Annotated in this window: 17 protein-coding genes and 5 pseudogenes; 15 read left to right on the top strand and 7 right to left on the bottom strand. The window is 51.0% G+C overall.

All coding sequences use genetic code 11. From position 1 onward, the window contains the following. Positions 1–104: 104 nt before the first annotated feature. Positions 105–632: pseudogene (locus tag BLP80_RS10675) on the bottom strand (ISNCY family transposase); the annotation flags it as partial. Positions 633–1,469: 837 nt separating this feature from the next. Here BLP80_RS10675 and BLP80_RS10670 point away from each other — a divergent pair. Together BLP80_RS10670 and BLP80_RS10665 are read left to right on the top strand one after the other, a co-directional pair. Then, on the top strand, positions 1,470–2,141 hold the full coding sequence (locus BLP80_RS10670) for a Bax inhibitor-1/YccA family protein (RefSeq protein ID WP_090543080.1): 672 nt from the start codon (positions 1,470–1,472) through the stop codon (positions 2,139–2,141). Positions 2,142–2,237: 96 nt separating this feature from the next. Continuing rightward, positions 2,238–2,417 (top strand): hypothetical protein, encoded by a 180-nt coding sequence (locus tag BLP80_RS10665; RefSeq protein ID WP_090543077.1) that lies wholly within the window; start codon positions 2,238–2,240, stop codon positions 2,415–2,417. Between the two features lie 203 nt (positions 2,418–2,620). Here BLP80_RS10665 and BLP80_RS10660 read toward each other — a convergent pair whose 3' ends face one another. Then, entirely contained in the window at positions 2,621–4,189 is a 1,569-nt protein-coding gene (locus BLP80_RS10660; protein WP_090543076.1) for a c-type cytochrome, read from the bottom strand. 451 nt (positions 4,190–4,640) lie between these two features. Between BLP80_RS10660 and BLP80_RS10655 the strand changes: the two are divergent. Together BLP80_RS10655 and BLP80_RS10650 are read left to right on the top strand one after the other, a co-directional pair. Beyond that, positions 4,641–4,778, top strand: a pseudogene (locus BLP80_RS10655) (IS4 family transposase); the annotation flags it as partial. A gap of 111 nt (positions 4,779–4,889) precedes the next feature. Next, positions 4,890–6,038 carry an HD domain-containing phosphohydrolase gene (locus tag BLP80_RS10650; protein ID WP_090543072.1) on the top strand — a complete coding sequence of 383 codons (1,149 nt, stop codon included), beginning with the start codon at positions 4,890–4,892 and terminating at the stop codon, positions 6,036–6,038. A gap of 177 nt (positions 6,039–6,215) precedes the next feature. On the opposite strand, the pseudogene BLP80_RS10645 reads toward BLP80_RS10650, so the two are convergent. The 4 genes and pseudogenes from BLP80_RS10645 to BLP80_RS16675 form a co-directional block, all read right to left on the bottom strand. Next, positions 6,216–6,805 (bottom strand): annotated as a pseudogene (locus BLP80_RS10645) (TRC40/GET3/ArsA family transport-energizing ATPase); the annotation flags it as partial. A gap of 134 nt (positions 6,806–6,939) precedes the next feature. After that, positions 6,940–7,290, bottom strand: coding sequence for an arsenite efflux transporter metallochaperone ArsD (gene arsD, locus BLP80_RS10640; protein ID WP_090543070.1), 351 nt, complete (start codon positions 7,288–7,290; stop codon positions 6,940–6,942). Positions 7,291–7,386: 96 nt separating this feature from the next. Next, positions 7,387–7,972: pseudogene (locus BLP80_RS10635) on the bottom strand (ArsB/NhaD family transporter); the annotation flags it as partial. Positions 7,973–7,990: 18 nt separating this feature from the next. Beyond that, positions 7,991–8,170, bottom strand: a pseudogene (locus BLP80_RS16675) (transposase); the annotation flags it as partial. A gap of 611 nt (positions 8,171–8,781) precedes the next feature. On the opposite strand from BLP80_RS16675, the gene BLP80_RS10620 reads away from it, so the two are divergent. Beyond that, the gene (locus tag BLP80_RS10620) at positions 8,782–9,189 is read left to right on the top strand and encodes a DoxX family protein (RefSeq protein ID WP_256203816.1); all 408 of its coding nucleotides are present in this window, start codon (positions 8,782–8,784) and stop codon (positions 9,187–9,189) included. Positions 9,190–9,283: 94 nt separating this feature from the next. Continuing rightward, a complete protein-coding gene (locus BLP80_RS16670; RefSeq protein ID WP_090543066.1) occupies positions 9,284–9,814 on the top strand; it encodes a cell wall hydrolase in 531 nt (176 codons plus the stop codon). Here the strand turns inward: BLP80_RS16670 and BLP80_RS15230 are convergent. Beyond that, a complete protein-coding gene (locus BLP80_RS15230; protein WP_143002274.1) occupies positions 9,755–10,012 on the bottom strand; it encodes a hypothetical protein in 258 nt (85 codons plus the stop codon). The genes BLP80_RS16670 and BLP80_RS15230 overlap by 60 nt on opposite strands. 70 nt (positions 10,013–10,082) lie before the next feature. Between BLP80_RS15230 and BLP80_RS10610 the strand changes: the two genes are divergently transcribed. The 9 genes from BLP80_RS10610 to BLP80_RS10575 all read left to right on the top strand — a co-directional run bounded on the left by BLP80_RS10610 (position 10,083) and on the right by BLP80_RS10575 (position 20,553). Next, positions 10,083–10,289, top strand: a complete 207-nt coding sequence (locus BLP80_RS10610; RefSeq protein ID WP_090543064.1) for a helix-turn-helix domain-containing protein — start codon at positions 10,083–10,085, stop codon at positions 10,287–10,289. Positions 10,290–10,317: 28 nt separating this feature from the next. Continuing rightward, a complete protein-coding gene (locus BLP80_RS16310; protein ID WP_256325050.1) occupies positions 10,318–10,806 on the top strand; it encodes an AlbA family DNA-binding domain-containing protein in 489 nt (162 codons plus the stop codon). Between the two features lie 170 nt (positions 10,807–10,976). Further along, on the top strand, positions 10,977–13,775 hold the full coding sequence (locus BLP80_RS10600; protein ID WP_090543062.1) for a type I restriction endonuclease subunit R: 2,799 nt from the start codon (positions 10,977–10,979) through the stop codon (positions 13,773–13,775). A gap of 5 nt (positions 13,776–13,780) precedes the next feature. Then, positions 13,781–14,182: a GxxExxY protein gene (locus BLP80_RS10595; protein ID WP_090543086.1), complete on the top strand. Its 402-nt coding sequence runs from the start codon at positions 13,781–13,783 to the stop codon at positions 14,180–14,182. Positions 14,183–14,230: 48 nt separating this feature from the next. After that, a complete protein-coding gene (locus BLP80_RS10590; protein WP_218120430.1) occupies positions 14,231–15,574 on the top strand; it encodes a type I restriction-modification system subunit M in 1,344 nt (447 codons plus the stop codon). A 9-nt stretch (positions 15,575–15,583) separates the two neighbouring features. Further along, complete coding sequence (locus tag BLP80_RS15935; RefSeq protein ID WP_218120429.1) at positions 15,584–15,949, top strand: hypothetical protein; 366 nt, start codon at positions 15,584–15,586, stop codon at positions 15,947–15,949. After that, a complete protein-coding gene (locus BLP80_RS10585; protein ID WP_090543060.1) occupies positions 15,946–17,133 on the top strand; it encodes a restriction endonuclease subunit S in 1,188 nt (395 codons plus the stop codon). The genes BLP80_RS15935 and BLP80_RS10585 overlap by 4 nt, the downstream gene beginning before the upstream one ends. Continuing rightward, positions 17,130–20,171: a reverse transcriptase domain-containing protein gene (locus BLP80_RS10580; RefSeq protein ID WP_090543058.1), complete on the top strand. Its 3,042-nt coding sequence runs from the start codon at positions 17,130–17,132 to the stop codon at positions 20,169–20,171. Before BLP80_RS10585 ends, BLP80_RS10580 begins: the two co-directional genes overlap by 4 nt. After that, positions 20,164–20,553, top strand: coding sequence for a hypothetical protein (locus BLP80_RS10575; RefSeq protein ID WP_218120428.1), 390 nt, complete (start codon positions 20,164–20,166; stop codon positions 20,551–20,553). Before BLP80_RS10580 ends, BLP80_RS10575 begins: the two co-directional genes overlap by 8 nt. Positions 20,554–20,578: the final 25 nt, after the last annotated feature.

The following is a 20,578-nucleotide window of genomic DNA, read 5'->3' as shown; positions in this document are numbered from 1 at the left end:
TTGCGAGGAGCTCAATGCTACTGAAACCTTCTTTCCTCGATCTGGACTTCGTCTGATCTTTAAATTGGGGTCATCTTAAAATCGTCGGGATCAGGCGGTCTGAAGTTGATGTCGGTTGGAAAATGTACGTTGGTTTCAACGACAAAGGAGTCGCACCGCCCACGCAGGGCTGCGTCGCCCTTTTTTACAAGAGCATGCCCTCCCTTAACAATGATCTCGCTTAATTTGTCCAACAGCTCCGGCGTGAGCAGACTGACGTTATCCACCAAGGTTTGATAGACATATTCCTTGTCTTGGTCGCACAGACTATGTCCCAACATTGCGCGCAAGGTTCTGTGCTGGTTAACCAATTCATGAAGACGGTCATAATCCGCATTTAAGTCCAAACGTAATACACCACAAACCAGGATGCTCCACAGGGTCATGCCAGGACGACCATTGTGCTTATTCACCTTGGGGGCAATGTCACTTTCCAGTAATGCAAAAACTTTCTGGCGCAATGCCTCGTCCATGTACAGGTGCTGTAATCCGCGCAGTATCTTTGGAATGTCATCTCGTGATCTCAAGTCAAATTTGATTTGTGATACGTCAATTTCACCCAATTCCATCTGTCTATTTCGGACTATACGCATTTGATCTCTGCTCGGATGAAGTTTGTTTTTGAAGACGATATTTTCGCTAATTTCAATCGAAGTTTAAAGCTGTTTTGCTTGAAAATGGGCCAAAACCAGCCAAAAACGTCAGTTTGACTCAATTCTTCAGAAATCTTCATTCCCGAGATTAACTGCAACCGGTTGTTTTTTATAGAGATGGAGAGTTTTCGGGCTGGCACTAATTAACATGATTTTGGCATAACGTCTTTTTAATAAGATTGCAGCCATTGAAACCACGATTCTCGCTCCTTTCCGCAACTGCCAGCGCTATCTCGAACGCATTGATATAGCCTGATTTGACGTGGGTTTCCACCCCACCACCAACACCAAAGACCAACCCTTCACCGGTTGGTTTTTTTTTCGTTTACTCCCGCGTGTTTACGTGGATTCCTGCGGATTCTTGCGGACTTCGAGGTTTCATGAGACATCCAGAATTCGCTCAATTTTTCTCTCTTTACCTCATTATTCTCTCCCCCTAACCATCATGCAAGTGCGACGTCCGCAAGTTTGTATTTTTCTGACGATAGAAATCAATGAATTACGCGTGGACTAATCAAGCGGTTGATTTGCAGCATTGGTTAGGCGAAGGAAACAACTCACATTCTGTGAATGGAGAATGCTTGAAATCGTCAAACTCGCCTCTATCTTCTGGGTTTAGTTAATAAATTTTTACAAAAGAGAAATCAATGATTTATAACAACCAAACGCAACTGAGGTTATACTTACAAATTGAACTATAAATAAGGCGCCCGAGTCAATATTGACTGCTAAAATAAAAACAGCAGTAATTTATATTTATATTTGGAGATCATTAAAATGAATCGAAGCTATTCAACAGTTGCTCATAGCGCGTCATCTGCTTTTGCGACTAACAAGGTATTGCGTAACACTTACATGCTGTTATCGTTGACGCTATTGTTCAGCGGCCTAACCGCTGGGCTTTCAATGTTCTTAAATATGCCGCCGATGACATATTTGATTTCTGTGATAGGTGGCATGCTGATTGCGATGTTTGTATTACCCCGTTTTGCCAACTCTACAGCCGGGATCGGAATTGTTTTTCTGATTACTGGTTTATTGGGATTTGGGCTGGGACCAATGTTGACAATGTATGCTTCTCTGCCTAATGGTGGAAATATCATTACATTGTCACTAGCTGGCACAGGTGCGATATTCATGGGATTATCCGCGTATGCCCTTGCCACACGAAAAGATTTTAGTTTTCTGGGTGGATTCTTGATGGTAGGTTTTTTGCTAGTACTACTTGCTGCACTGGCAAATATTTTCTTACAAATACCTGCAATGTCATTAGCGATATCAGCTGTAGTTATCCTGATCATGAGTGGTTTCATTTTATACGACACGAGTCGTATTATTCATGGTGGCGAAACTAATTATGTGTTAGCAACGATTGGGCTATATATGACAATTTTCAATATCTTTATCAGCTTGTTGCAAATTTTAGGGATTATGGGTAATGATGATTAATTGTCGGCTACTTTAAATAGCAGCTATTCAAAGCCCCGGTCAAACCGGGGTTTTGTTTTTTAGAGCGGAATAAATGGAAGGGGAAGAAGTCTGGATATGGATTGGATGCAAATTGCTTCTGCATTAGCGTTAGTAATGTTCTTAATAATTTTATTTCCTGCAGCACTGGAAATGATGAAGAACAGCCCAAAAGCTACATCTTCGGATTGGAAGGCCATTGTCGCTCCCATGATAATAATTGTTTTGTTTATTATGCTGCTAATTAAGTTAGTTTAAGCTAAGTTTTTATTGGTACAAGCATCTGACAATTAAGAAGAAGTTATGATGACTCTATCCGCCGATCAGCACTATTAAATTAAGTAAAATATATTTAATAGTCAAAAAATTCTACGGCCGTGGTGTTGACAATCAATTCTAAATGAGGCTGGGCAGCAATCTCGCCCAGCCTCATTTGGATAATTACGCAGCAGCCCGCCACATCAGCGTGTCTTCAAGAATTCGATCAGCGCATACTTATCTTCATCCGAAAGCTCTGCTCCAAAGTAGTGCCCCTGATTTTCAAAGAGATCCGGGCAGAGACTTTCGCCAGTGTTGGGATCAAGACTTGCAAACTGAGCAATAGGAGTCCCAGCGGGAAGCGTGACTACACCAGATGGGGTCGGCAATTGTACTGGGTCGGTAGTGCGCAGAATCGAACTGGGTTGATCTCGCTTATCAGGATTCAGCAACAGATCCATTGCATCCTGGTATGCTGTGATACGACCAGCCACTGATGGATCACCGATGCTTCGGCCCAGCCTGTTATTGTGAAAGAAAGGAGCAGTTGCCCAAATACCCACAAGAGGCATGTCACGGTAAAAACCTGGTCCGCCGGTAGGTCGTTCCTTATATTGATCCGAAGAAAATGTAGCCCAGATGTGGCCAGCCATCCAGTTAGTAGTACGGGCACGACAGCTGTTCGTACTAATCTCAGTAAAAGGATGAATCAAATCGTCAGAGAGAACATCTCGTCTTAACGAACGGTCTCCATCAGAATGGCATGATTCGCATGCCTGAAAAAAGACTCTCTTACCCTTCCCTACCACTTTCCAATCGATATAATGTGCGCCCTCCGGGGCATGCACCAAGCGTGGAGCACGTGGTGTTTGAAGAAATGCGCAGAGCTTGCCTACCGACTCTTCCGCTTGCAGGAGCTCTGGGCATACCTGCCTGCACTCTGCGAGGTTAATGGGCGTTTGGCTCCCGCCAGGGCCGTTGGCAAGGTGCCCAATCATGCACTCTGCAGCACACATACCGATATTGAAATAGACACGAAGTGTCGCCTGCTCACAACCAATATCATCTTCTCCTCCCTGCCCGTTACGATGAACGCGAGCAAGCTCGCCATTAACAGTCACATCAAAGAATGGACGATCCGGTACTGACCAGATCGGTGTAATCATTCCCGGATTATTAATGTGATCATTCTCCAGTAAAGTGGTATCGACAGTGCCAGGAGCCCAGCTGGAAAAGATTTGATAGCGCGGATCGTGCGGCGAAAGATGACCCTTAAAAAGCTTGTCGATCCGCAGATATTGATTCCCCACTGTAGGATGAATGTTTTCTTCTTGTGGATTATTTAGATTTGAAGGAGGACGAACTGGATCAAACCCAGCATGACAAGCGGCACAGGTGATCCCTATAAGCGGAGGCCCTCCTGAGGGGTTTGGAAACTTACGCACTCCTATGACACCGGCGGACTCAGGATCTGCACATCGATCGAAATAACCCGTCGATGCATCACCTGGAGAGCAGTCTGGGTCATTAATAACCCCATACTCATCAAAACGATTATCCCGTGGCCAGGTTAACATTTGGTCAAAACCAATCTGGAGACTGAAGGGCGCATTAGGTAAGATAAGACTAAAAAAACGCTCTCCTCCAAAAGTACTGTTGAACCAGATATTGCGCCCTTCTGCAATATCCTTTTTGTTTTCTGCAAAACATACTGCTGCTGTGAGTGATAACATAGCAATATATAGCATAACGGCGGGTAGTATTTTTCTCATGCTGTCCTCCTCCTTAAAGGCAAGAATCACATCTGAGGAATATAGAAAAAACAAATAACGATTAAAAATATTACAGATAGAAATAATTAGCAATATGCCAAAAATATATTGTTATTATTTAAATAGCTAAAACCCATCAATACATTTGGTATCTTGCTGGATTCTGTTGTTTCTATTGATAGGTGATCAAGAAGAATATCAGCATAATCATAAACTTGTAACTGGATTCAGCAGCCATTTATAACTGCACTGCCTTTTATGCCGTCCTTTTTGCTGTGCCCATCAACTGGTTTCAAATGGGTGCAGTAAATTGCCATTCACTTTGCATCAACTGTCCTCAATCCCAAGGATCCCTCAACTTTCCGCACTTATTAGCAATCTTGCCGGTTCCGAACTTGAGGAATATCCAAGGGGTACTCAAGCGAAAATACGTTGATACCTACCGCCCCTTACTACTAAGGTTGTCGTGAAGATGCCTACACTGCTTGATCTGAAGGGTAATATCCCAAGCCTTATTCATATCTCAGACAGCAAGAGGGCCGACGTGCATGCACTCGATTTGTTGCAGTCCGAGCCTGGTGCAATATTTTCTGCCCGATGGTTAATGCAACAGAGTTTCAAACTTGGAGTATGGATTGCATGGTAAATCGTTTAGAATGTTGCACCAGCCAACCGAAAAATCTTCGCTACCGAAAATTTTATGCAGCAGCAAAAAGATCTTTTTACGCATCAGGATACTCTGGCTAATTTGCACGAAAATATCCCTCTAACGGAAAAACTGCGTTTCTTGCATCAAATCATTCGCCAAGATTTTCCATTCCTTGATCGATTGGCAATAGCACTATTTGATGAAAAAACGCAAATTCTCAAAACTTACACGCACAGCACTGAAGGAAATGATAGCCCGGTAACAACGTATGAAGCGCCTCTCAGCTCGGCGCCTTCGTTGCATGCCATCATCGAGCATCGCCGCCCTCGTTTGGTGCAGGATCTTAATATTTTTTCCCAAGGCACGCATGAGCACACCAAGCGCATCGCTGCCAAAGGGTACAAATCCAGTTACACCATGCCGCTGTATCAAGGCAGAACCTTTATTGGTTTTTTGTTCTTTAACTCGTTGCAGGCGCATCCTTTTACATCACAATCGTTGCGTCAGATTGATATTTATGGGCATTTAGTCGCGCTGATGGTGATCAATGAACTGACGGCAATCCGCACGCTAATTGCTGCAGTCCGCGCAGCACGCAGCATGACGCATTATCGTGACTTGGAAACCGGCTCGCATATCGACCGCACCGCGCACTATGCACGCCTGATTGCTCGCGAACTTGCCAGCAACTATGACATTACAGATGAGCAGATTGAGCATATTTTTCTGTTTTCACCGATGCATGATGTGGGCAAGATCGGCATTCCGGATAACATTCTGCGCAAACCCAGTCGGCTTGACGACAGTGAATTCGATGTGATGAAAACACATCCCGAAAAAGGCCGCGAAATTATCGAAGCCGTGCTGAAAGATTTCAGTTTAGGCACTTTCGGTCATGTCGATATTCTGCGCAATATTGCCGAATATCATCATGAAGCGATGGATGGCAGCGGCTATCCTAAGGGTTTGAAAGGCGATGAGATTCCAATTGAAGCACGCATCAGCGCGGTTGCGGATGTGTTTGACGCTTTGACATCCCGCCGCGTGTACAAAGCAGCGTGGACAAATGAAGAAGCTTTTGCCGTCTTGCAGAAAATGTCGAATGCCAAACTGGACCGCGATTGCGTCAATGCATTGATCAACAATCTCGATAAAGTATTATCGATCCAGCAACAGTTCCGTGATGAAGAATTGATTTGACGGCTTTGTCGCATTAACCCGAATATTTCATAAATTCGCGTGATGATCACGCAGGATTTTGATTAATAGGGAAGTTTTGAGAAAGAGGGGTGTAGTGACTCATACACCCGACTGAGCAAAATCTTTCTTATTAATCAAAAAGCAAGTGAGGGCACGTGCCAATTTATGAAATATTCGGGCTAAAGCGTCTACCGCTGCTTTGTATTGGGCGCGTTGTTTTTCCAGACTAGCCAAGGGGCCAAGACAGGACGCATTGCCTTTGCCTTCCTCAAGAAAATCACTCCATGCGCCGGGTAATTGCAGTAGCCGAATGGTGTAGCCGGTCGGCGCGGTGTCGAAAATAATATGATCATAATCCGCTGTCAGCGCTGAACCGGCCAGCAAAGCGGTAAATTCATCAAAGGCCGCTATTTCAGTCGTGCATGCACCTGATAATTGTTCTTCGATGCCTTTTACCATCGTATCCGGTAATACACCACGCACCGGATTCACAATGCGATCACGATAGACTTGCGCTGCTGCTTGCGGGTCGATTTCCAGGGCGGCTAATCCGGGCACTGCGGTCATTGCCGCAATCTTATTGCCAATTGTAATGCCGAAAACCTGACCAACGTTGGAAGCTGGATCGGTGCTAACCAATAATACCCGCTGACCGGCATCGGCCAATGTGATCGCTGCGGCGCAGGCCAATGAAGTTTTGCCGGCGCCGCCTTTGCCGTAAAAAACAGGAAACGCGGCGGCTGATCGAGAAATTTGAGTCTGGTCATAGAATGGGATCGAGGTTACTTTAAGGAGTCTCTGAATAATTGTCATTTCGAGCATAGCGAGAAATCTATAATGCTGATTCGCCAAGATTTCTCACTGTGTTCGGAATGACAAAGATGCGTTATTCAGCGTTTTCTTAGCAACAGCCGCCGCAACAACTCGATTCTTCGACTTCTTCCTCCAGAGGAATCCCCGCCCAGCGCGCCAGTTCGCTACGCTGCGGATAGCGACCTGCCAATGCCACTTCTCCGTCTACCAGTATTAATGGCAGCGCTTCAGCACCAGAGCGTTCCAAAAATGCTTTCACCGTAGAATTATCCGCAAAAGCCATGGGTTGCTGTGCCAGATTAAAACGCTCGATGGCAACATCGTGTTGTTTGACCCAATCGACATCAGCGGAAAAACCGACCAGTTCCTGGTCTACGTCGGAACCGCAAGCGCCTGAGCTACAGCATGAGGCGGGGTCAAATACATGGATAGTTGTCATTTTGATTCTCCTATAAAGTTAAACTAACAAGGTTGATAAAATTCAATTCTGCTTTCAGACATTCACGGTTATGTTGCAATTCTTGCAACGGTAATTTCATTGAATGCTAAGCCACATAGCGAGGGCGGCCAGCGTGACAAGCAATACTGGCACCGTCAACACAATTCCCACCTGAAAGTAATACCCCCATGTGATAACCGTATTTTTCCGCGCCAATACATGCAACCACAACAAGGTTGCCAGGCTGCCAATCGGCGTGATTTTTGGCCCCAGATCACAACCGATCACGTTGGCGTAAATCATAGCGCCCTTTACCACGCCGGTTGCACTGGTTGCGTCGATCGACAATGCGCCGATCAGTACTGTAGGCATATTATTCATGATGGACGATAAGAAAGCGGCCAGAAAACCGGTGCCAAGCGTTGCCCCCCACACGCCATAACTGGCAAAAATATCAAGCAGGCCGGTAATATATCCGGTCAAGCCTTCATTGCGCAAACCATACACCACCCAATACATGCCCAGTGAAAAAATAGCGATCTGCCATGGCGCTTCGCGCACTACTTTTCGGGTTAATCACATGACTGCGTGCCGCCACTGCGAGCAATATGAGCGAACCAGCCGCTGCTACAAGACTGATGAGCGCGCCCAAAGATTCTAGACCAAAAAAGCCGGTAAGCAGTGATGTGTCGTAAACAATTTTCCACGGGGGGTAATCCTTTGGCAGCATGCGCCATTGGGCCCCGCTTGTGCTGATGTAGAGAATCGCATTGACGATAGCACATTTGCTGTGAATTGGCTTTTTCCCTCGTGGATCTTTATGCTCAAGCTGGTGCGAGACTAGCCCCCATTCTTCCTCTGATAAGTCGCTTTGGTACATTGACTTCATAAAATGGTTGAGATCATAGTCGCAACGATATGACGAATAATCGAATTATTTCAAGACACCTTCTAAAAGCATGGATAGCAGGAGCCAAATGCGGCCTGACAATAGCGATCAAAAAAACTCAGGCGGCGCAATGCGGTGGAACTCGTGTTGGACACATGAAAAACGATAGGCGCCTAGGGAGGAACTTTTTGAAAGGCACCGCGGGTGATGCCATGAATGCCATACTGTGCGGCGCTGGCTATAAACTTGCGCAAGATTCTGCGCCAATTGGCGCTTTTGTGTGTTCGTTTGGGGATCAGTCTTAATCGGTTATTGATTGGCAATATGTCTAACTTACAGCTCGGCAGTTGAAAAAAACGGGTTCTTCAGGAACGACTAACTATTTGATTACTAATAGTAGTATCAAAAGGGATAGGATAATTTATTGATTTTATTAAAATTTGAGATTCTAATGGAACATTCGGGTTGAACGGATCATTTGCTGCAAAACCAGGCCAATTTATTTGTTTTCTACAAGCCTATAGTTGTTTCTCGAAAAGATTAACCCTATCCTTGATAATCTATTCGAGCACTAAATATTTTGAGTATTTAAGGAGAAGAATATGATGAGCCTTCCATTTCAAAGCGATGCGCTGGGTAAATTAACTTTACGTCTCACGGTAGGAATATTAATGTTATTTCATGGTGTACATAAGATATTCAACCCAAGCTCTCTCGATTTTATTAGCAAACAACTCGCTAACGTTGATCTGCCTCAGGGTCTGGCTTATGGAGTTTATTTGGGAGAAGTGATTGCACCGCTCATGATTATTCTTGGCGTTTTTGCCCGGTTTGGTGGTTTACTCGTTTTCAGTAACATGATATTTGCAATAGTGCTTGCACATCGCAGTCAATTATTGACATTAACAGATACCGGCGGCTATACACTGGAATTGCAAATATTCTTTTTGCTTACAGGACTTGCGGTATTCTTTCTTGGAAGTGGCAGAATTGCCGTTAAACCAGACTAGAAACTGTAGGATTTAAGGTTGATTGAAAGGATTTAGACCTGAGTACTGCCAGTCAAGTCTGGGGTAGCGCAAAAAGGTGTTTATTTTTTCTATAATGGGTTTTCATTCACAAATTCTGGTTTCATGCCTAACGGCGTTGTGCGCGCTAGATGGCGTTGCGTCGGCGCAGTTGGCCAAGGCATCCCGGCAAAGCACCCTGTTCGACTGTAACAAGGCTCGCCGAGACGAAGTATCCTGCTTGGCCTGCAATATTTACTTTGAAGCTCGTGGTGAATCGATGAGGGAGCAAGCCAAGGTCGCTAGCGTGACGATGAGGCGGCTTGTCAGTCCAACCTACCCGAGAACACTGTGCGGCGTGGTCTGGCAGCCGTACCAGTTTTCGTGGACGGACGACGGCAAGAGCGATAAGGTATACGATGGCAATGCCTGGGCGCGGGCGTTGTTCCTGGCCGGGACAATGGTTTCCGATCACAGGTTAGGAAGCAAGATCAAGAGCTATGTCGATACCGGTAAGGGGATGAATGAGGTGCTGTGGTATCACAGCAAGAAGGTCAAGCCGAAGTGGTCACGCAAAATGCGCCGCCACTCCTCCGAGGGTGGGCATATTTTCTACCGTAAGCGCTAGCCAGAATGAGGACGCGTCCGCATTGGCGCTCACCCGCATGCCGTCCTGCGCGAGCCGCTTAAGCCGGACCGCTTTCACCGCTAACAAGACCGCTACACTGTCCATCAGTAAACCATCAAATTCCGCCTCATGCTCCACTCGAGCTGGAATCTGGAGAAACAGCCACCTTGGCCGCCAGGCACCCTTTCTGTTGGCCACTAAAGCCATCCTCTGTTAGACTGATGACGATTTAACACGACTTTGAGGCTTTAACCTGAGCGCCAATGCCATGACAACCGAACCGTGGGTCACCGCCGAGCAAGTCGCCCAGCATCTGGGCGTCGTGAAGGACACTGTCTACCGCTGGCGGGAGCGTAAGGGCCTGCCTGCGCACAAGATCGGGCGGCTGTGGAAATTCCAGCTGTCCGAAGTCGATGAATGGGTGCGAGCGGGCGGGGCCGATGACGAGCCGGAGAGTGGGGACGAACAGAAATGAAGCGCAGCAGGGAAAGGATCGCGTGAGCTTGGAAGGACAACTCCTCGACCAGAAGTCCTTGCGGGCAGTGACCGGCAAGACGACAGACTGGAACGAAATCGCCAAGGATTGCATCGCCTTTGCCAATGCAACGGGCGGTCGGCTGCTGCTGGGCATCGAGGACGGGCAGGATGCGCCGCCAGCCGGTCAACAAATTCCCGCCGACCTGCCCGACACCCTTCGGCGCAAACTGGCCGAGCGCACCGTCAACGTTGCTATGCTGCCCGATGTCGTCACCGCCCCCAATGGCGGCCAGTACATCGAGTTGCGGATTCCTCGCGGTGAGATGGATGCCGCCAAGCGCGACAAGCTGCTGCAGGCTTTGCGCGCATCCGACCGCGTCACGGCCCCGGAAGTGGTCAACCCCGGCCCGCTGCCGCTGGGGGTCACACCGCAGAACGTGCTGCACACCACCGAGCGCGGTGCCGTGCGCTTCGAGGGCAACAACCGTTGGCGTCGGTACTGGGCGGTGTCATGAGCAGGCTATCGGACAACATGCGCCTTATCGGTGATAGCTGGGCGATAGAAGCTGGGCGATGCACCAGCTCGGCCCTCATGAATCAAAGACTGCTATCGACCACAGCGACCAAACATGGGCGATAGAGCAAGCCACACGTACCGCGCAACCGCAGGAGAGGACGGTAACTCATGACCCAATCTGAGGCACAAACCCGGTCAGAACTGATTGACCGGCAACTCGCTCAGTCTGGCTGGAACGTCAAGGACCCCACGCAGGTTGTCGAGGAATTCGACATCCTGACCGCTTTGCCCGCAGGTGTGGCCGAACCCCGCACGCCCTACGAAGGCCACCAGTTCAGCGATTACGTCCTGCTGGGCAAAGATCGGAAGCCATTGGCCGTCATCGAGGCTAAGAAAACCAGCCGGGACGCCGCCATCGGCCGCGAGCAGGCCAAGCAGTATTGCTACAACATCCAGAAGCAGCTGGGCGGTGAGCTGCCGTTCTGCTTCTACACGAATGGCCATTCAATTTACTTCTGGGACCTTGAGAACGCGCCGCCGCGCAAGGCGGTCGGCTTCCCCACGCGCGACGATCTGGAGCGCTTCGCCTATATCCGCCGCAATCGCAAACCGCTGACGCAAGAGTTCATCAACACCTCGATTGCCGGTCGTGACTACCAGATCCGCGCTATCCGCTCGGTGCTCGAAGGCATCGAGCAGAAAAAGCGCGATTTCCTGCTGGTGATGGCCACCGGCACCGGCAAGACCCGCACCTGCATTGCCATGGCCGACGCGCTGATGCGCGCTGGTCACGCCGAGAAGGTGCTGTTCCTGGTCGACCGTATCGCACTGCGCGAGCAGGCACTGGCGGCCTTCAAGGAGCACATGCCCAATGAGCCACGCTGGCCCAATGTGGGCGAAAAGCTGATTGCCAAAGACCGCCGCATTTACGTTGCCACCTATCCCACGATGCTCAACCTCATTCGGGATGAAACGCAGCACCTGTCACCGCACTTCTTCGATTTCATCGTGGTCGATGAAAGCCACCGCTCCATCTACAACACCTTCGGCGAAGTGCTGGACTATTTCAAAACCATCACCCTGGGTTTGACGGCCACGCCGACCGACATCATCGATCACAACACCTTTCAGCTTTTTCATTGCGAAGACGGCCTGCCGACCTTTGCCTACACCTTCGAAGAGGCGGTGAATAACGTGCCGCCTTATCTCTGCAACTTCCAGGTCATGAAGATTCAGACCAAGTTCCAGATGGAGGGTATCAGCAAGCGCACCATTTCGTTGGAAGACCAGAAAAAGCTGATCCTGCAAGGCAAAGAGATTGAGGAAATCAACTTCGAAGGCTCGCAGCTGGAAAAGCAGGTGATCAACAAGGGCACCAACACCCTGATCGTCCGCGAGTTCATGGAAGAAGCCATCAAGGATGCCAACGGCGTGCTGCCGGGCAAGACCATCTTCTTCTGCGCCACCAAGGCCCACGCCCGGCGCATGGAGGGAATCTTCGACAAGCTCTACCCGCAGTACCACGGCGAACTGGCCAAGGTGCTGGTGTCGGACGATCCGCGCGTCTACGGCAAAGGCGGCCTGCTCGATCAATTCACCAACAACGACCTGCCGCGCATTGCCATCAGCGTAGACATGCTCGACACCGGTATCGACGTGCGCGAGATCGTCAATCTCGTGTTCGCCAAGCCGGTGTATTCCTACACCAAGTTCTGGCAGATGGTCGGGCGCGGCACGCGCTTGCTGGAAACCAGCAAACCCAAGCCCTGGTGCCTTGAGAAAGATGTGTTCCTGATTCTCGACTGCTGGGACAACTTCGAATACTTCAAGCTCAACCCCAAGGGCAAAGAACTCAAGCCCCAGTCGCCACTGCCGGTGCGGCTGGTGGGCCTGCGCCTGGACAAGATCGAAAAAGCCAACGACAGCGGCCATGCCAACATCGCCACGCGCGAAATCGCCAAGCTGCGCCGGCAGATTGCCGCGCTACCCAAGGAATCGGTGGTGATCAAGGAAGCCGCCGCTGTACTGGCGCGGCTGGAAGACGAAAACTTCTGGATCAACCTCAGCCACGACCGGCTGGAATTCCTGCGCGCTGAAATCAAGCCGCTGTTCCGCACTGTCTCCGAGGCCGATTTCAAGGCCATGCGTTTCGAGCGCGACCTGCTGGAATATTCGCTGGCGGTGCTGAACGAAGACAAGGAACAAGCTGAAACCCTCAAAGCAGGCATCGTCGAGCAGATCAGCGAACTGCCGCTCTCGGTCAGTTTCGTGAAGCAGCAAGAAACCCTGATCCGCGCCGCGCAAACCAGCCATTACTGGGCCAAGGCCGACGAAAACGCCTTCGATGACATGGTGGCCAAGCTCGGCCCGCTGATGAAATTCCGCGAGCAAAGCACCGGCCAGGAGCAAACCCACCTGGATCTGGCTGATGAACTGCACAAGAAGGAATGGGTGGAATTCGGCCCGCAGCATGAGGCGGTGAGCATCACCCGCTACCGCGAAATGGTCGAGGCGCTGATTGCCGAGCTAACCAAACACAACCCGGTGCTGCAGAAAATCAAGAACGGCGAGACGGTCAGCGCGATTGAGGCCAACGAACTGGCCGAACTGTTGCACGAGGAGCACCCGCACATCACTGAAGACCTGCTGCGCCAGGTCTACAAAAACCGCAAGGCGCGCTTCATCCAGTTCATCCGCCACATTCTGGGCATTGAAGTGCTCAAGAGCTTTCCGGACGAAGTCAGCGCGGCGTTTGATCAGTTTATCCAGACCCACACCACGCTCAGCAACCGGCAGATGGAGTTCCTCAATCTGTTGAAGCACTTCATCATCGAGCGCGAAAAGGTGGAGAAGAAAGACCTGATCAATGCTCCCTTCACGGTCATCCATCCGCAAGGCATCCGTGGCGTGTTCAGTCCGGCCGAAATCAACGAAATCCTGCAGCTGACCAAACGCCTGGCGGCATGATGACTATGAACCACGAAATACACGAAAGACACGAAAAGATTCTTTTCAAAGAGGAGTGTTATCAGATTCAGGGGGCTATTTTTGACGTGTACCGCGAGATGGGATGTGGTTTTCTCGAAACCGTCTATCAGGAATGCATGGAACGGGAGCTGGCAACACGAGACATTCCTTTTGTTTCCCAGCCAGAGCTGAAGCCACACTACAAAGGCGAATCACTGCGACCAATCTACAAGCCAGATTTTGTCTGCTTCGGGAAAATCATTCTTGAACTCAAGGCCGTCAAAGAGATTGCACCTGAACACAAGGCCCAAGTGATGAATTATTTAAAAGCAAGCAGGCTGAAACTTGGTTTGCTCATCAATTTTGGTTCCTATCCACAGGTTTTAATAACCCGACTGGCGCTATAACATTTTCGTGTTTGTCGTGCCTTTCGTGGTTAACAAGGAAGTTTAAGAATGCTACAGAACAACCCCGAACTCAAAAGCAAGATCGACCAGCTCTGGAACAAATTCTGGAGCGGCGGCATCAGCAACCCGCTCACCGCCATCGAGCAGATTACCTATCTGCTGTTCATGAAACGGCTCGACGAGTTGGATCTCAAACGCCAGGCAGACGCGGAATTCATTGGAGAGAGGTGCGCCTCGAAGTTCGATGGCAGGTGGATTCCACCAGAATATCGCGCACGGCGAGAAGAAAAGGATACAGATGCCGAATGGGCGAAAAAGCTGGAAGACGAGAAGCGCTATGAGATCGACAAGCAAACCCTACGCTGGAGCGAATTCAAGCGCATGCAGGCCGAAGAGATGCTGCAGCATGTGCAGGGCAAGGTGTTCCCCTTCCTCAAAGACCTCAACGGCACCGAGTCCAACTTTACCCACCACATGAAGAACGCCGTGTTCATCATCCCCAAGCCAGCCCTGCTGGTGGAAGCGGTGAAGACCATCGACGACATCTTCGAGGTAATAGAGCGCGACTCGCGCGAGAACGGCCAGGCCTTCCAGGACATCCAGGGCGATGTCTATGAAATGCTGCTCTCGGAAATCGCCACCGCTGGCAAGAACGGCCAGTTCCGCACCCCGCGCCACATCATCAAGCTGATGGCCGATCTGGTGCGGCCCCAGCTGGGCCACAAGATTGCGGACCCGGCATGTGGTTCCGGCGGCTTCCTGCTCGGGGCCTACCAGTACATCGTCACCCAACTGGCCATCAAGGCGGGCACCAAAGACCTCGCCCCCGATGAAGATGGCTTCGTGCGCACCTCGGTCGCGGCCACCCTCACCGAGAAAGCGCAGGCCATTCTGGCCAGTTCACTGTGGGGCTACGACATCGACGCCACCATGGTGCGCCTGGGGCTGATGAACCTGATGATGCACGGCATCGACGAGCCGCACATCGACTACAAGGACACTCTCAGCAAGAGCTATACCGAGGAATCCGAATACGACATCGTGATGGCCAACCCGCCCTTCACCGGCAGCATCGACAAGGGTGACATCAACGAAGCCCTGCAACTGGGCACCACCAAGACCGAGCTGCTGTTCGTCGAGAACATCTACCGCCTGTTGAAGAAAGGCGGCACCGCCTGCGTGATCGTGCCGCAGGGCGTGCTGTTCGGCTCCGGCGGCGCATTCAAGACATTGCGCCAGTTGCTGGTGGAGCGTTGCGATCTCAAGGCCGTCATCACCCTGCCCAGCGGCGTGTTCAAGCCCTATGCCGGCGTCAGCACCGCCATTCTGCTGTTCACCAAGGTCTGGGGGCCGAAGGACAAAGTCACCCAGCCCGCTACCGAACACGTCTGATTCTACGAGATGGCCGCCGACGGCTATTCGCTGGACGACAAACGCAGCAAGCAGGAAGGCTTTGGCGACCTGCAAGACATCATTGCCCAATTCCATAACCGCCACGCCCGCAACCCGGCCACCCCTGATCAAGAAAGCGACCGCACCGCCAAGTGCTTTATGGTGCCGCGCACCGAGATCGAGGCCGAGGGTTACGACCTATCGCTCTCCCGCTACAAAACAGATGTGTTCGAGGAAGTGCATTACGACGCGCCGGGCGTGATTCTGGACCGGCTGATTCAGGCCGAGGTGGGCGACGTGGATGAGGCGGAGCTGGCCAAGGTGCAGAGCGGCATTGTGCGTGAGTTACTGGTATTGAAAGGGATGGTAGGATGATTTTCAAACCACTCGATTCACTGGCAAAAATAGTTGCTGGTCAATCACCAGAATCTTCCACCTACAACTCGACTGGTCAAGGATTACCCTTTTTCCAAGGCAAGGCGGACTTTCAAGACATGTATCCCACCGTTCGTATGTGGTGTACGAGTTTGAAACGAAAAGAAGCTGAGCCAGACGACATTCTAATTTCGGTTCGCGCCCCTGTTGGCGCAGTCAATATCTGTAATCAGAAGTCAATAATCGGCCGCGGTCTAGCATCAATTCGTCCGACATCAGAACTTGACGGCAAATTTCTTTACTACTACCTCAAGGCGAACGAAAGGCAAATCGACGCTTTGGGTACAGGTTCAACCTTTAAGGCGATCACGCAGGTCACACTCAAGAAGATCGAAATCCCCGTTCCACCCCTCGACGACCAAATCCGCATTGCCCATCTGCTTGGCAAAGTGGAAGGGCTGATCGCCCAGCGCAAACAACACCTGCAACAACTCGACGACCTGCTCAAGAGCGTGTTTCTGGAGATGTTTGGCGATCCGGTACGGAATGAGAAGGGCTGGGAGAAAAAGCCCATTGGTGCCTTTGCCAATGTTGGAACCGGCTCAACACCGAGCCGCCAGAAGATAGCCGAATACTACGGCGGCTCAATACCTTGGGTTAAGACGACGGAGGTACAGAACTGCGACATCTTTCGGACTGAAGAGCACATCACCGAACGGGCTTTGTGCGAAACTAACTGCTCTCTATACCCCATCGGTACGATTCTCTTGGCCATGTATGGCCAAGGAAGAACTAGAGGTCAAGTTGGGTATTTGAGAATCGACGCCGCAACGAATCAGGCATGTGCAGCGATACTCCCATCGAAGCACAATGAAGTTTTCATTTTCCAGCAGCTTAGATTTCTCTATGACTCGATTCGCGCGCTTGGTAGAGGTGGCAATCAAGAAAACCTGAACTTATCTCTGGTTAGAGGTATTGAGCTATTGCTTCCGCCCAAGGACATTCAAGACCGGTTCGCGACGATTATCGAGAAGATCGAAAGCATCAAATCCCGCTACCAGCAAAGCCTGATCGATCTCGAAGCCCTCTATGGTGCGTTGAGTCAGCAGGCGTTCAAAGGCGAGCTGGATTTATCGCGCGTGCCGCAGGTCGTGCAGCAACCAAGAAGGGAGCAGAGCAAATGACCTCTCTCCAAGATCTCGGCCCTGCCTATCGCAAAGCCAAGGTTGATTTGTACTACTCCTCACACGCCTCGCTGGACGCAATTGCAAACTACGAGGAAAACCTGCACGCCAACCTCTCTGCGCTGCTGGAGAAGATCAATGGTGAAGATGAATCTTGGGCAACAGAAGCCAGCTTCATTGGCACGTGGACACTGGCAAGCAAATCCATCGATATGGATAGCTGGAAGCGTCATCGGAAAGAGAATGGCAACGGTCTGATTTTTTCTTCCCCGTTTGATGAGTGGGAATATACCTATAAGGCACTGACTGAAAACGAGAACCTTGAGAAACCAAAAGCTGAATTCCGTGTGATGGCGAAGTGCAGCCTGGACTTTCATGTGCTGTCCACGCTGTGGATGCTGGAAGTCGGCTATCTGTTTGATGCCAAGTTAACCGACTGCTCTTATGGTAATCGTTTGCGTCGCACCAAGGATGGCAAGCGCATCAACCCGTTGTCGCTTGGTTCGTTCCAGCCCTACCTTAAGCCCTTCCGCGACTGGCGTGACAATGGCATCGCCGCCATGCGTGCAGCATTGGACGCTGACAAGAAAATCGTTGCGCTCACCGCTGATGTCAGCTCTTTCTATCACGAATTGAATCCCGGCTTCATGCTGGCCTCGGCCTTCGTCACCGAGGTATTGGGACTGGTGCTGACGGAAAATCAGACCAAGCTCAACCGTCTTTTTATCCGGGCCCTTCAGGCTTGGGCAGCGGCAACACCATTGAAGAAGGGTCTGCCAGTCGGACTGCCCGCATCGGCGGTAGTCGCCAATATCGCATTGCTTGAACTGGATCGCTGTATCGAGCAGCAAGTAGCGCCGATCTATTACGGGCGCTATGTGGACGATATTCTGTTGGTCATGGAGAACGGCTCTGATTTTGGCTCCACCGTCGAGCTGTGGGAGTGGTTGTTTGCCCGTGCTGACGGAAAGCTGGGCTGGGTAGAGGCTGAGAAAAAGCAGCAGATTTGCTTCAAACCCGATTACCTCAACCATGGAGAAGGTAAAAGCCAGATCCACTTTGCCAACGGCAAAAATAAAGTATTTATCCTTGCGGACGAGTCAGGTAAAACCCTGGTGGATGCCATTGCCCACCAGATCCACGAACGCGCCAGCGAATGGAGAGCCATGCCACGACTGCCGCGATCAGCCGAGCATGTCGGAACCGATCTGCTGGCCGCCACACAAAGCGATGGCGAAGCCGCCGACAGCTTGCGCAAGGCTGATGCCCTGACCATGCGTCGAGCGGGCTTTGCCATTAAGCTGCGCGACTTTGAAGCCTATGAGCGTGATCTGCTACCGGACGCCTGGGCGAAGCATCGACAATCATTCTTCCGCGCCTTTATCCAGCATGTGCTGGTGTTGCCACAGTTCTTTGACTTGGCCATCTACCTGCCACGCGTGATTCGTCTGGCTACGGCCTGCGAGAATTTTGCAGAAGTGCGCAGAATCATCGAGACACTGGAAAAACTCTGCAAGCAAGTCAAAGAGCAGTGCGAAGTTGGCGTTAAGGCGTGGCCCGAAGGTGAAGAAAAGCCAAACTCCACCGAGATGATCAACTGCTGGCAAAAGCAACTCTTCTCCAGCGTCCGTGAGAGCATCACTGCCGCCTTTCCACCCCGATTGTCCAAAGAGGGCAAGCAGGCGTGGAAAGTACACATGGAAGACTATCACCCAATGGTTGGCCTTGAAACCTTTCCAGCTTGGCCGCTATCAATCAAAGACTTTCAAACACAGCAGGCACGACTGTTCTCATTCGACCTCGCACACATGCCGTTCCGCTTCATCGGCCTGCCGAAGGAGATGGTGGCCCAGCGCGGCATCCCTGCTAAAAAGACGGTCGCCAATTGCACCAAAGCCGCAAAGTTGCTGCCGGACAAGGTAACAACTGGCACTCAGCCGCTTGCCAAATGGACGGGGTTCAAGAGCCTGCCACATGGCCTGCTGTTTGCCACCCGCCCCTTCAATCTGCCGGAGCTTTTCGCTCTGAACAAGGATGCCTATGCCGAGACCGGGCGCGCTGCCATGCAAAACGTTGTGCTTGCTGTGCGCGGCTTTGAACTCAATGAGAAAGCCCCTTGTTTCGACAAGCACGGCGTTCTGCAAATTCCGGATGGCATCACCTCACGCAAATATGGTGTTGCCGTATCCAGTTGGCAAACGCAGATGGGGAGCTGGACGGCATCCGTCATGCGAATGCCGGATCCAGACATCGACCGCTACGCACGCCTCTGCCGTTTACTGGATGGTGTGATAGCTTTACCTCGCGATAGCCGCTACCTGATCTTGCCAGAACTGGCACTGCCCGCGCACTGGTTCATCCGCATCGCCCGCAAGCTGCAAGGCCGAGGCATCTCGCTGATCACGGGTATCGAATACCTGCACGCCAGCAAGGCACGGGTACGTAATCAAGTCTGGACCGCTCTGTCACACAATGGTTTGGGGTTCCCCTCATTGATGATTTACCAGCAGGACAAGCAACGCCCAGCTTTGCATGAGGAGCAGGAGTTGCAACGGCTAGCCGGGCTGGAGATGAAACCCAGCAAAGTTTGGAAAACACCACCCATCATCCAGCATGGTGATTTGCGTTTTTCCCTGCTGATCTGTAGCGAACTGACCAATATTAGTTACCGCGCGGCCCTGCGCGGCAAGGTGGATGCTCTGTTTATACCGGAATGGAATCCTGATACCGAAACCTTCAACGCGTTGGTGGAGTCCGCCGCGCTGGACATGCATGCCTACATTATCCAGTGCAATGACCGGCAGTACGGTGATAGCCGCATTCGCGCACCGTTCAAGGACAGTTGGAAACGCGACGTGCTACGGGTCAAGGGCGGTGTCACCGACTACTGCGTCATTGGCGAAATCGACGTGCAATCCCTGCGCCAATTCCAAAGCGGCCACCGCTCGCCCGACAAACCATTCAAGCCGGTACCGGATGGGTTCAACGACGCGATGGATCACAACCGCAAGGTGTTACCTGCAGGGGGTGGTGAATGAGCAGCACTTGCCCAAAGCGCTCTACCCGTTCAACTCCATCAACTTCCGCAATCTGGCCCCGGCCTGCCATGAGTGCAACAGCACCTACAAGCTGAGCAAGTACCCCGCGCACAACGATGCCGAACGGCGGCGCAAGGCATTTAATCCGTATGCCAAAGCGTCCCATGTCATCGAGATGCAGGTGGCTCTGCAGCATTCCGATATCGAGAAACTGACACCGGCAGATGTCAACCTGCAATTCGGTCCTGCGGCCATCAACGAGGAAATCGATACCTGGAAGGACGTGTACCGCATCGAAGAACGCTACAAGGCCAAACTCTGCAGGGAGAACGATGGCAAGTACTGGCTGACGCAAGTGCTGGACATGAAATATTCGGGTTAATTAGGGCTCAATATTCCTTCCAACA

Origin of the sequence: Nitrosomonas sp. Nm132 (assembly GCF_900100485.1) — a bacterium.
Classification (GTDB): Bacteria; Pseudomonadota; Gammaproteobacteria; order Burkholderiales; family Nitrosomonadaceae; genus Nitrosomonas.
The sequence above is the reverse complement of the archived record's forward strand: the minus strand, read 5'-3'. Positions and strand labels throughout refer to the sequence as shown.

Excerpts from the sequence above, each read along its gene's own strand:
- BLP80_RS10670 (WP_090543080.1), top strand. The coding sequence starts at position 1,470 with ATGAATCGAAGCTATTCAACAGTTGCTCATAGCGCGTCATCTGCTTTT.
- BLP80_RS10665 (WP_090543077.1), top strand. The coding sequence starts at position 2,238 with ATGGATTGGATGCAAATTGCTTCTGCATTAGCGTTAGTAATGTTCTTA.
- BLP80_RS10660 (WP_090543076.1), bottom strand. The coding sequence starts at position 4,189 with ATGAGAAAAATACTACCCGCCGTTATGCTATATATTGCTATGTTATCA.
- BLP80_RS10650 (WP_090543072.1), top strand. The coding sequence starts at position 4,890 with ATGCAGCAGCAAAAAGATCTTTTTACGCATCAGGATACTCTGGCTAAT.
- arsD (WP_090543070.1), bottom strand. The coding sequence starts at position 7,290 with ATGACAACTATCCATGTATTTGACCCCGCCTCATGCTGTAGCTCAGGC.
- BLP80_RS10620 (WP_256203816.1), top strand. The coding sequence starts at position 8,782 with ATGATGAGCCTTCCATTTCAAAGCGATGCGCTGGGTAAATTAACTTTA.
- BLP80_RS16670 (WP_090543066.1), top strand. The coding sequence starts at position 9,284 with ATGGGTTTTCATTCACAAATTCTGGTTTCATGCCTAACGGCGTTGTGC.
- BLP80_RS10610 (WP_090543064.1), top strand. The coding sequence starts at position 10,083 with ATGACAACCGAACCGTGGGTCACCGCCGAGCAAGTCGCCCAGCATCTG.
- BLP80_RS10600 (WP_090543062.1), top strand. The coding sequence starts at position 10,977 with ATGACCCAATCTGAGGCACAAACCCGGTCAGAACTGATTGACCGGCAA.
- BLP80_RS10595 (WP_090543086.1), top strand. The coding sequence starts at position 13,781 with ATGAACCACGAAATACACGAAAGACACGAAAAGATTCTTTTCAAAGAG.
- BLP80_RS10590 (WP_218120430.1), top strand. The coding sequence starts at position 14,231 with ATGCTACAGAACAACCCCGAACTCAAAAGCAAGATCGACCAGCTCTGG.
- BLP80_RS15935 (WP_218120429.1), top strand. The coding sequence starts at position 15,584 with ATGGCCGCCGACGGCTATTCGCTGGACGACAAACGCAGCAAGCAGGAA.
- BLP80_RS10585 (WP_090543060.1), top strand. The coding sequence starts at position 15,946 with ATGATTTTCAAACCACTCGATTCACTGGCAAAAATAGTTGCTGGTCAA.
- BLP80_RS10580 (WP_090543058.1), top strand. The coding sequence starts at position 17,130 with ATGACCTCTCTCCAAGATCTCGGCCCTGCCTATCGCAAAGCCAAGGTT.